At 46.3% G+C, this 12,407-nt stretch carries 7 protein-coding genes; 1 reads left to right on the forward strand and 6 read right to left on the reverse strand.

Features of this window, described 5'->3' with window-relative positions; translation table 11 throughout:
- A complete protein-coding gene (gene addB, locus NST94_RS22860) occupies nt 1-3,513 on the reverse strand; it encodes a helicase-exonuclease AddAB subunit AddB (RefSeq protein ID WP_280753451.1) in 3,513 nt (1,170 codons plus the stop codon).
- A gap of 758 nt (nt 3,514-4,271) precedes the next feature.
- Nucleotides 4,272-5,696: a class I SAM-dependent rRNA methyltransferase gene (locus NST94_RS22865; RefSeq protein ID WP_248549502.1), complete on the reverse strand. Its 1,425-nt coding sequence runs from the start codon at nt 5,694-5,696 to the stop codon at nt 4,272-4,274.
- A 99-nt stretch (nt 5,697-5,795) separates the two neighbouring features.
- Here NST94_RS22865 and NST94_RS22870 point away from each other — a divergent pair, with 99 nt between their 5' ends.
- The gene (locus NST94_RS22870; protein WP_280753452.1) at nt 5,796-6,782 is read left to right on the forward strand and encodes a Na/Pi symporter; all 987 of its coding nucleotides are present in this window, start codon (nt 5,796-5,798) and stop codon (nt 6,780-6,782) included.
- 54 nt (nt 6,783-6,836) lie between these two features.
- Here the strand turns inward: NST94_RS22870 and NST94_RS22875 are convergent, their stop codons facing one another.
- From NST94_RS22875 to NST94_RS22890, 4 genes are all read right to left on the reverse strand, one after another.
- Entirely contained in the window at nt 6,837-7,667 is an 831-nt protein-coding gene (locus NST94_RS22875; protein ID WP_076128979.1) for an energy-coupling factor transporter transmembrane component T, read from the reverse strand.
- Nucleotides 7,664-9,370 carry an ABC transporter ATP-binding protein gene (locus NST94_RS22880; RefSeq protein WP_280753453.1) on the reverse strand — a complete coding sequence of 569 codons (1,707 nt, stop codon included), beginning with the start codon at nt 9,368-9,370 and terminating at the stop codon, nt 7,664-7,666. Before NST94_RS22880 ends, NST94_RS22875 begins: the two co-directional genes overlap by 4 nt.
- Before the next feature lie 81 nt (nt 9,371-9,451).
- Nucleotides 9,452-10,012, reverse strand: a complete 561-nt coding sequence (locus NST94_RS22885) for an ECF-type riboflavin transporter substrate-binding protein (protein ID WP_076128974.1) — start codon at nt 10,010-10,012, stop codon at nt 9,452-9,454.
- 151 nt (nt 10,013-10,163) lie between these two features.
- Nucleotides 10,164-12,389 carry a hypothetical protein gene (locus NST94_RS22890; RefSeq protein ID WP_280753454.1) on the reverse strand — a complete coding sequence of 742 codons (2,226 nt, stop codon included), beginning with the start codon at nt 12,387-12,389 and terminating at the stop codon, nt 10,164-10,166.
- Between the last annotated feature and the right edge of the window lie 18 nt (nt 12,390-12,407).

Below are 12,407 nucleotides of genomic sequence, written 5' to 3' on the forward strand. Positions count from 1 at the left end.
TCAAGGTGTAGTTCCTCCTTTGCGGGACAGCAGATCCCATATAACGTCCTTCCCTGGCTTACCCAGATTGTTATAGCTGTTACCTTCCACAGCTTCATCGAACTGGCAGACAGGTCTAAAGGAACAGAATGTGCAGGCGGTCTCCTGCCCAATTCGGTACGGCTCAATCGCCACATCACCCTCTGTAATCCGTGTCCCGATATCCGAGATCGTCCCTCTAACGGAGGATAATAGATGGCCCCACTGCTCTGGTGTAGCTACTGAGGCACTGCTATAAAAGCTGCCGTCAGCTTTTACTGCTACAGGCACGATAGAAGAATACCCTTTGTCTAAAGTGGTATCCATCAGGGAGACAACCTCACGATCTGCTGTAAGCAGTCCTTTCATTTTGAAGCGTTTCAACAGCTCTTGCTCAGCCTGTTCCTTGTTCATCCCGTTGGATGAGGTTAACAACGGATCATGCACATGGAAATAAAGTGTGCCTGCTGGAAGTGCCGGCTGCCCCAGCCATTGCTCCGAATATGTCAGCAGCACATCCAGATAAGTCAGCATTTGCAGCGACAATCCATAATACACCTCATGCAGCTTGAGATCCTTTTGACTCGATTTATAATCAATTACCCGCAGAAGAATACCGTTCTCTCCACGAGCCATGTCTACACGGTCAATCCGGCCAACAACCTCCATCACACAGCCATTCGGCAGCGTAATTCTTAAAGGCGGCAACTCCTTATCCGGTCCAAAATCCAGCTCCAGCCCTACTGGCTCAAAGCTGCCCCGGCGGGCGTGCTCGCCCAGAATCACAGAAGCACGTCCAACAATATTCTTAAGCTTACGGGAGATGTACCCGTAACGTTTGGAGCTCATTAGAATTTCACCCTGCAACATCGGAGATAGCCGTTCTACTGTCTCACTGGCCTCACGCCGACATTCATCCGGAGATAAGCTGCCCCAGCCCCGTCCCTCTTGTTTCAGTCTTATCGCCATATCACTTAACGCAGCATGGAACAGCTGTCCAATATCAGGTGCTTGCAGCTTATATAACTGGCGCTCTTTCAGTCTTAGTCCGTAGGATGCAAAATGGGAAAATGAGCACGCAACAAATTTCTCCATCCGGGACACACTGCCCCGCAGTGTTGAGCCACCATACAATCTGAGGCTTGTGCCACGCTTTAGCTTCGTTCCCTCATTACGATAGAACAGTGAACTTAGCAAACGTTCCAGTTGAAATTTACGATCTTCGTTCTTAGTAAACCAGTTATACACATCCCACCATAGCTCCGGAATTTCTGTTCCTTGGCGCCACTGCCGCAGCTGCATAATCAATGCGCGAAGACTCTGTTCTGGTTCACCAATGAAACCGAGATGGATAGGATTTCCGACTTCTATAGGTAGTCCCGAAGGGGGAAGTGCTGACAAGCTGTGCTCATGAACCCTTGGGAACATTCTATGCAAATGCCGGATAACCTCAGAGGGAAGGAGAGCTTTGCCCTCATCATCCGCTGTAGCGTAGCTAATCCAGAGCTTTCGGCTTCCTGTCGTTAGTGCATTATAGATCAGAAACCGCTCGTCCAGCAGTTTACGAGAAGCGCCGGGAGCAAGCTCCATTCCAGCATTCTCTAGTACGGAGCGTTCACCTTCCGAGAGAATTCCATCTTCCTTAAACTGTGCAGGCACAACACCTTCATTAAATCCAAGTAAAAAAGCGTATTTAACCCCCGTTGGGCGAGTCCGATCCATATTGCCGACCAATACTTGATCCAGTGCGGGCGGAACTAGTCCCATTTTAAGTTCTGCAAGACCTGTCTCTAGAACTCCAGTGAACACTTCAAACTCAAGTCTTTCATTGCCCATCATTTCTACTATCTGATCTAGAAGATCAAGTACCGCACCCCACAACTGGCTATGTTCCCTAGCCTTCTCGGGTTGGCCCTTCTCCATAGACTTAACACTGAGTTTCTCCAGCTTTCGCGCAACATCCGTCTCTTCAAGCAGCTTGTACAATGCCGTACAAAGTTCAAGACCGCTACGACTTTTCTGGATTCTTTTCTCAAAAGCAAATAATGGACCTGTTATACTAGCACGGCATCGTTCCATAGTAGCAAGCAGTTCATCATCCATCTGTCTGCCGCCTTCCAGCGACAAGCTAGGAATACCTTTCCAGGAGCGGCCATCTGTCCAGCGGTACCCCTGAATCCCACAAGCCAGCACATAGTTTTCTAAAGCATCCATATCTTCACGCGTAATACTACCGTCTAGCGGAAGCAGAAGCTCCGTCTTTACGCAACGGAATACATCCTCATAACGCCAGCGACGACGCACTACATCCAATGTGGAACGTATAAACTCCACTAGCGGATGATGCAGCTCATTCACCTTCTGGTCCAGAAAAAATGGCACTCCATAATCTTGGAACAACGGCTGAACCAGCTGCTCGTAATCGCCAATATTGCGCATCAATACGGCCATTTCGCCATATTTTGCACCTTCATCTCGCGCCAGTCTAGTCATTTCGCGCAGGGCTCCCTCAACCTCTGCTCTGTGCGAAACTGCGGCGCCTATGGATATAGCCTCTCTTGCCAGTTCATCCGCACCTATCCAAGCCTTCCGGCGATCATATCCCCGTTCAAGGTGAGCAAGTACTGGACTTTCCTCAAAACGCGGAAGAACCGTTGGCTCCAACAGCTCGTCCCATACATCAATGCCCAGCTCTTCAGCAATTCCTCGCAGTTTAATGTAAGTAACCGCAGTTGGGTGAAACAATTCAAGCTCATTCAACTGATCTCCATAGGGGTAAGGACGATCAATTGTAAGCGAAACCGTCAGCCTCGAAGCTTGCTGCATCAATTCTCGAAGCACTACGAATTCCTGCGGAGTAAATCCATGGAACCCATCTACCCAAATCTCTGCCCCGCGAATGTAGGAGGAATCTGGAATATGCTCAGCAAGTTCTGCTAAACGATCCTCTTCATCGATATAAAGACGGGACATTTCCTTCTCTAAATCGCTAAATACCAGCTGTAAATCATCCAGCTTACCCTCAAGAATAGGACTTCTTGCAATAGCTCCTCGCATAGCGGACAACTGTTCCTCTAAATCAGTGGAACCCAAACAGCAACGCTTCATCTCCGTGTGCAGTTGGTTCAGACGTTCCACAAAACCCGGTCTGTCTGCTGAGGCACCGAATAATTTCAGTTCCTCTTTGCGGCGACTGATGATTTTGTAAATTAACATTTTCTTACCTTCTTCACTGATTGGCAGACTTGCACTGCCACCAGTTTCCTGCTTCACACGATAGGCAAGCCGCGAAAAACTCAGTGTCTGCGCCCGAAGGCTTCCCTTCACATTCCCTACGGTCAGAAGCCCCCGTTCTGCTCCAAAAGAACCTTGCTCTGGCACAAGAATAATAATCGGCGCACCAAGCGGTTCCTTTTCTAAGGAAGAAGAGATAGATTCCCATATTTTTGTTGTCTTGCCACTGCCCGAGCGGCCTAGTAAAAAGGTTACCGGCATAAATGATAGACTCCTTCCGTAGCGGAGAAAATATATAGAATACAGGGTGAAATATCCACCCATTGATTACACTCCAATTAAAAAAGTTCAGTGATTCCTCGTCCCCTCAGTATATCATAACCACACTAATCGGAACATGTGTTTGCTAGTATTTTCTAATGTTTTACAAAGGATAAACAGCTATGAGTACAAATAAAAAAAGCAAACCTCCGGATTTTGGCGGCTTGCTTTTTAGAGTGTTTAGTTTGTTTTTAATGCCAGTTGTGCAACGTTAGATAGGAGCTGCCAATGTCGGAGCATAGGGTCAATGTTAGACTGTTGGCGTTCAGTGTTCAATACTCAACATTAGCACTCTACGCCGATCGTTTTGTAATCCGCATTCCGCATATCATAATTCAATAAGCATCATTCGTTGTTTACCATTTAGTATTCCGAATTTAACATTCAACATTTCGGCTCGGCTTGTTTCATTAATTACTTACGGACCCAGGAGCCGTTATTCGTGGATTCAGTGCTGTTATGGCAACTTTTCGGACCCCACTGACGCTATTCTTCGAAAATGTGCTGCATTACGGGTGTTTTAAGGGCAATAGCGTCTTTGGGGTCCGTAAGAATTCAATAATGGGCTGTTTACGCTAAATAGAGTCATCTGAGTCCGTTAGCAACTCCTTGCATTACAGTCGACTCACGGCCACCCTACGTCCAGCCCGTTTATCCTACTTGTTACTTGGCACTGTAAACCTTTTTGACCTTCAGGCTTATTTTTTACTCCGCACTTCAAAAATCGCAAACTTCAGATAGTGTCCTTCGTTAACGCCAAGTATTTGTGGGTGGTCTTTGCCTGCGGCCCGCCATTCCACAAGTCTCAGCACCTTGCCAGCATCTTTAGCCGCATCGGCAATCGTTTCGAGGAACAGATCTGGCTGCATATGGTAAGAACAGCTTGCGGTAACCAAATAGCCGCCTTCGTTCACCAGCTTCATCCCGTGCAGATTGATATCCTTGTAACCACGACAAGCGCCAGCTACTGCACTTTTGGTTTTGGCAAACGCCGGAGGGTCCAGGATGACTACATCCCAAGTTCTTCCTCCACCTGCTGTCATCGGCTTGGATGTGTCGGTTTTGGCTGTTTTGCCTCCGGTTTTAGGATTTGCAGCAGCTGCTGCCGTCTCTGTTCCACTTGCAACTGTCGCCCGTTCAGAACGTTCCTCTAGTCCTTTAACCTGATTCCGTAGATATGCAAAAGCATCATCCACTACGAATTCAACACGATCGCTAAAGCCGTTCAGCTCCACATTCACTTTGGCACTCTCAATGGCGTGTGCTGAAACATCAAGGCAGGTTACTTTTTTCGCGCCATACTTGCAGGCATGCAGCGTGAAGCTGCCCGTATGCGAGAAGCATTCCAGCACTGTCGCACCGTCCCAATAAGGGAACGTTACATGTTTGCCGCTCTTATTAACTGGTAAGGTCTGTAGTGAACCATCCTCAGTTTCAATTTCCTGTAGCGTAATGCCGCTTCGTCCTCCCCACCCTTTCATGAGCGGAGCAATGGAAGCTCTATTCTCACGTTGGTCAAAGAAGTAACCTGTCTTCTGGCCCTCTTCAATATCAACGACCAGCTTCAGGCCATTCTCGCTCACGGTTACATGCCTTGGACATTCCCCGTACAGCACACCCGTTGTCTGCTCCATACCTTCAAGCTCGCGCACACTAACATCACTGCGCTCATAGATTCCGCGCGGTGCCATAACCTGCACCAATGCTTCGACGATTTCTGCACGCCGCTTGTCCATTCCGAGGGTAAGCAGCTGCACAACCAAAATATCTCCGAATCGATCTACAATAAGCCCCGGCAAAAAGTCCGCTTCACCATAAACCAAGCGATAAGCATCCGCACCCGGAAGGAACCGGTTTCTGTGTTGCAGACAATTCGCAAACCGTTCTGCAAAAAAGGCTGTATCCATGATCGCAAGGGGTCCCTGCGATACAATTCTTACCCGAATCTGTGACGCTGGATTGTAATATCCCACGGCCAAAAATCGGCCCTGATGATTAAGGACATCTACTAATCCCCCCGCTTCCGGATTCCCTTCTACCGATGCGACTTCACCTGCATAGACCCATGGATGGCCCTGTTCCAGTCTTTTTTTGCGATTGCGTTCTAAAATAACCGATGGCAATGACTTCAACTCCCTGTTTTTCTAAAAATGTTTTTATACATGTCCCATGCAATACATTCATATATTGGTGTACAACCCTCGTCCAAAGGAGTATGCCCTATGTTCAGTGATTTGCTGTTCCCTATCATATATGGTCTTGTTATCTTTCTAGCCGGCATGAAGCTGATGGAAACGGCGTTGTCCAAGCTAGCAGGCCCTCTATTAACTACAAGCCTAAATAGAGCTACCTCAACACCTATTAAAGGAATGATTGCCAGCAGCCTGTTGTCCGCCTTACTCCAGAGCAGTACTGCTGTAACGGTGTTGACTATCGGCATGGTCAATGCCGGCCTGCTTACCTATGCCCGCACACTTGGCATTATCCTGGGCAGCAACATCGGCACCACATTAACTACAGAATTGATCGGACTTCAGATCAATACCATGGCCACGCCCTTGCTGGCAGCCTCGCTCAGTCTGTGGGCAGCGGCAGTTATTGCAGGCGAACTGCCGCCTACATCGCGAGTGGCAGAGCTCTGCCACAAAATATCCCCGCCGCTGCAATTTATCAGTCTGGCTGTATCAGGCTTCTCCCTCGTCCTATGGGGCATCGCTGTCATGCAGTCTATCGGCGGAATACTTCAGGAAAGTGGCTTATTCCTCTGGTTCCTAAACCATGCCGCTACTAGTGCCTTATGGGGGCTCGCCGCTGGAGCGTGCCTAACAGCCATGCTCCATAGCAGCGCTGCTGTCATAGCTATGGCTATGAGCATTGCCGCCTCGGGTGCCATGCCGCCTGAGCTAGGTATAGCCATTGTGCTGGGCGCCAACGTGGGCACCTGTGTTACAGCGGTCATCGCTTCCATCGGCGGCACGCCATCCGGCGTCTTCGTCGCTTGGTCCCATGTTGCGCTTAATGTAGGTGGTGCACTATTATTCTTGCCCATGATCGGGCTGCTACAAGCAAGTGCTGCATGGATTGGTGGAGGCCCTGCTTCACAAATCGCCCACGCCCAGACCATTTTCAACGTAGTCTGCTCACTTCTAGCACTGCCATTATGCTACCTGCCTATATGGTCAAAACTGGAGAAACATCTTCAGTCTTAACAAAAAGGTGCCGTTTATTATAATCCCAGTTTTCCACAACTGTACTATTATACTTCAATCGAAAATATTATAAAACCGCGAACCGTCGTAAAAAGTGATCACCGTCGAGAAAATTCCAATCAGCGCAAACAAAGCCAATGCAAAATAATCGTCTCTCGTGAACGGGCGACGGCTATACCAAGTTCGTTTGGTCTCAGTGCCAAAGCCGCGCAGCTCCATAGCGGTACTGATATTTTCAATCCGCTCGATACTAGTCAGAATTAGGGGCATCAGAATCGAAATGATATTTTTTAGCCGCTTAGGCAGCTTTTCTTTTCTAGAAATATCTATTCCCCTTGCTTGAGCAGAAAACGATATATTCTCATAATCTCGTTGAATATCCGGAATGTACCGCAGTGCCAGCGATACAGAATATGCAATTTTATAGTTCACTCCAACTCTATTTAAGGATGCTGCAAATTCACTGGGATTGGTCGTTAGAAGAAATAATAATGCCATAGGAATGACCACCGCATATTTCAGGGCAATATTGAATTGATAAAATAGCTGCTCCCAAGTTACCGTATACCGGCCTGCAATATGCATAATATCATGACGTGTCCCGTAAACACGTACGCCCTCCAAAGGAGAAAAAATAAAGATAGCTATATGATTAAGCAAAAAGAAAATCAAAATAAAATATAATACGAAAGCATAATCCTGAAATTGAACTTTGGAAATTCTAAAGGCAAGCAAACTAAATAACAGCATCACAATTAGACATCTTGTATCATATGTAATCATCCCCGTCACAGACCACACTACAAATAAAATCAACTTCGTAGCGCCGGTAAGACGGTGAATAGGTGAATCCTGCTTCGTAAAAGTTAACATTTTGGCCTTCATCCGCCTCGGCTCCTCCTATCATACGCAATAAACCTTCTAACGAACTCCTCCGGTTGTTTCAATCCAGCTTTTATAGCTAGGGCAAAAAGCGAGGTTTCTTTCAAGTTCGCTTTTTTCACCACATCAGTATTCGTTAATATTCGCTCAGGGCTATCATCCGCAAGCTTCACGCCATCAGCTAACACTATAGCTCTATCGGCATATTCCAGCATCAAGTGCATATCATGCGTAATCATAATGACCGTCATCCCCTGCCCCCGCAGCGTCAAGAGAAACTCCATCATTTCGTTATAATGCCTGTAATCCTGAGCAGCAGTCGGTTCATCCAAAATGATCACTTCCGGCTCCAGTACCAGAATGGCGGCAATCGTGACCCGTTTCTTTTGGCCGTAACTGAGCGCCGAGATCGGCCAGCTGCGAAAAACATAAAGTCCGCACACCTTCAAGACTTGATGGACGCGTTCACGAACGAGCTCCTCAGGGCAACCTCGGAGTCTTAGTCCTAGGGCAACCTCATCATATAAAAGTGTCTTTGAAATCATATGATTGGGATTTTGCATAACAAAACCAATCCGCTCTGCCCGCTCCTTAATCGTGTCCTGAGCAATATCACGCCCATGCATCCGTATTGATCCGGAAGTAGGTTTATAGAAGCCACAAATCAGCTTAGAAACTGTAGATTTCCCAGCCCCATTTCGCCCCGCTATACAGACCATCTCTCCTTTATGAATACAGAGATTGAGCTTATCCAGCACCTGCTGATTTTTTTCGTATCCAAAAGAAATATCTTGCAGTTCAAGGATGGGTGGGCTCTCCAGCTTATCCTGGCGCGACTGATTGCACTCATACCAGATCTTAAGTTTATTAGAACACGCCTCCAACTCTATATCGTTCACATGTTGCGGATTCATATTTGCTGTAATCGAACATCCGGCATACTTCAAAGCCGTTAAATAGAGAGGTTCCCGAATGCCAACTTCTGAAAGCAACGTTGTGCTCAACAGTTCTGCAGCCGGCATATCCGCCGCAATACGTCCTTCATGGATCACAATAATACGGTCCACCGCCCGATGCAGCACCTCTTCAAGACGATGCTCTATCATAATAACGGTTTTACCTGTCTCTTTATGCACTCGATCAATAAGCTCAATCGCTTTTGTACCGGTATAAGGATCTAAGCTTGCCAGCGGTTCATCAAAGAGCAGGATGTCCACATCACCTACCAGAACACCTGCCAAGGACGTTTTTTGCTTTTGTCCACCCGATAACTCCTGAGGAGAAGAGGCCAGAAATTCGTGGATATCCACCGCTCTTGCGGCAGCCGCCACTTTGCTATTCATTTCTGTCTGCTGAACCACATGGTTCTCTAGACTGAAGGCGATATCCTCGCCAACCGTTAAACCTACAAATTGTCCATCCGGGTCCTGCAATACGGTACCTACCTGATTGGACAGCTCTGCGATACTCAGATCCTTCTGCTCCTGGCCTATAATCCGTAATGAACCTGATATTTCCCCTCTGTAAGCAAAAGGGATGAGACCATTAATGCAATGAGCCAGTGTACTTTTCCCAGAACCTGAGGGTCCCACGATAAGCACCTTCTCCCCTTCAACAATCGTTAAGTTAATCCCCTGTAGTGTGGGTTCCTGCTGCGCCCGATATTGAAAGCTGAAATCCTTAAATTCAATCATTACTTTTTTCATCTGAGACCTTCCTCTGGGTTAATGTGAAGAGAAAAAAGCCGGTGATTTCCACCGGCTTTTTAGCTTGGATATGTATTCCACTCAAGCTTCTCTAGTCAAGCTGCCCTGTTTCGTTCTTGTCTTAGCATACGCAATGGCTAGTAAAGATCCGATCACTGCCACCGAAGCTATATTTAATGCACCTGCGGTCAGTCCTTGCGTAAATACTTTATTAGCGGGTTCTGCATAGATCAGAATATCCAACACTGGGGCTACAAGGAACCAAGCTACAGCATTCGCTGCAATCTGAGCCAGATTAAAGCGTATTATTTCCTTCCGTCCGAATTCCCCGTCATGAATAGCGATTCTAGCTACTAACAAGCCAATAACCAGCCCTACAATTCCTGATGATATGACCCAACTGAACCATGGCGATCCATAAGATATCGTATCCTTCAGGGTATGCCCGATCAGGCCTATAAATAATCCGGCAAACGGGCCGTACAATAGGGAGAACAATGCCAGTAATGCGTATGTAGTCTCGATGTTAGTGTTTGGAATACCCGAAGGAATCGAGCCGAATCTCCCCAATATAACGAATAAAGCAGAACCAATACCAATCGCTACTATCGTCTTGATCGACAACACCTTTTGTTTTGCCATGTTTTCATCTCCCCCAACGCATCTATTATGTTTTATGTGATTATACATCGGAATAGTCGGAATTACTATAGAATCCAAATAAAAAAATCTGCAAAGCAACATAATGTTGGCTTTGCAGATTCATAGTTGATAATTCAGATCTTATTCTCTATTACTTCACTGTCACTGATACTGTAACTGTTTTGCCGCCTAGCTTTCCTTTAATGGATGTCGTTCCTTTACTCACAGCTACAATCTGACCACTTGCAGATACTCTCGCTACAGAAGGCTTGGAGCTGGTCCATACCGCACTTCCAGTAACAACAGCAGTCTTACCAGTATCATACTGTGCAGTCACGACTACATTCTGAACGGCTCCCGGAGCCATTTTCAGTCTGCTTTCATTAACGGTCAGCTTTGTTAATTTAGGAACTACAGTAATTTTGACACTAGCAGCAATCCCTTGGTAAGATCCTGTCAACGTAGCAGTACCTTCTGTTACTGCTTTAACGGTTGTAGCTTTAACTGTAGCAACCGCCTCGTTTGAGGATTCCCAATTCATACTGCTGGAGACATTCCCTGTCTTACCATTAGAATAATAAGCCGTTACCTTTATCGCTTTAGAGCCTTTAATGTTCATTTCGATAGCAGTAGGTTCTACAACTAGCTTAGTAACCTTTTGTTCAATGGTAACTGGGATACTGATGGTTTTATTAGCGTAAGTTCCCTTTAAAGTAGCAGAACCCTTCACCAGTCCTTTGATTACCTTACCGGAAGTTGTTGTCTTGATAATCGCATTCGTACCGGTAAGCTCCCATTCCATAGTTGCAGTAGCATCAAGTTCACTGCCGTTTTCCATCACAGCTTTTACTTCAGGAACAGCCTTCTCTTCACCAGTAACAATCACCAGGTTTTCTTCTGGTCCAAGCAAGACAAGGACTTTATCTTTCACTGTAACCTTTACTTCAACACTTTTTTCTCTTACAGCAGTTTTTGAAGTCGTTGGGTTTTCTGATTTTATTTTACCGATAACCTTCACAATACCTGCCGATTCAGCAACAATCTTGCCGTCTTTAATGGTGGCAATCTCATCATCCGCAGAGGTCCACTCAATATCACTGCTAAGATCTAGCTTTGTACCGTCAAGCTTTGTACCATTTACTTTTGGAAGGCTTACGGTGTCATCTGTGTAAAGCTCCAATTCCGTCTTTTCGGCTGCCAGTTCTGTGATCGTAGGATACACTGTCAGCTTAAAGCTTTTATTAATTCCTCTGTACTCTGCTTTAATAACCGAAGTTCCCACTGCTTTAGCAGTCACTGCCGCAGTATCGCTACCAGGCGTAACGGTTGCCGCCAATTGGTTATCCGAAGTCCATACTGCGCTGCCTGAAATGTTCGGAGTAGAATTCGCAGCATCGCGAACCTCAGCTTTAACGTTCAGGGTTTCGCCCATAAACAGGAATTGATCTCCTGTAGGAGTAAGTAGTAGCGCTTCATAAGGAGCACGTACATATACGTCTACTGTTTGTGTAATCCCTAGATAGGATACTGTAATTACAGCTTTACCAGCAGACAACACTTTGATCTCGCCTTTGTCTACTGTAGCTACACTAGCACTAGAAGAGGACCATTCTGCTTTCTCTGAAATATCATTTGCGCTGGATTTTGTAGTTTCTTTAGTCTCTGCAACCAACTTCAAAGGTGCATCACCGACTAGCATCTCTAGTTCTTTAACGATTTTGTCGTCATGTTTAAGCTCAATTTCAGAATAAGGCAATTTCACTACAGCCTTAAAGGTTGCTGTTAAGGTCTTGTATTTGGCAGTGATCGTTGCTGTACCTTCACCAGCCAAAGTGATCTTACCTTCTGCAATGGTCAACACGCTTGTGTTGGAGCTGCTCCAAGTAGTATCAGCCGTTACATCCTTAGCAGAAGTCGCTGTTTCTCCACCAATCGCATTGGCTTTGACCAGCAGTTTATCCTCATCATCACCCAATTTGTAGTTCCCTTCAGAACTATATTCGAGCTTCAGTTCTTTAACAGGATGGGCTACCTCAACTTCGATGGTAGCAAGTGCATGATTATAAGTCGCTGTAATAATAGCTTTTCCACTGTCAATCGGAGTCAATAGGCCATTTACTACCTTTACAGCGTTTGTGTTAGAAGAATTCCATACAACTGCACCTGTCACATCTCTTTTAGATGAGGACCCTTCCACATTCGCATATACCTTAAGTTGCTTTGGCGTTTGTCCAACCGTAAGCTCTACTTTAGCGGAGCTTTCGAATTCAATCGAGTTGATATCGCCGGTCGCTGCAAAGACACTTACCGGAAAAACCGCAGTAGCTAACAATATCATGATGAGGAGCATTTTCGTCATTTTCCTGTACACAGTCATTTGTTCTCTCCCTTAGGC

The organism is Paenibacillus sp. FSL H8-0282, assembly GCF_037963825.1.
GTDB classification, from domain to species: Bacteria; Bacillota; Bacilli; order Paenibacillales; family Paenibacillaceae; genus Paenibacillus_AQ; species Paenibacillus_AQ odorifer.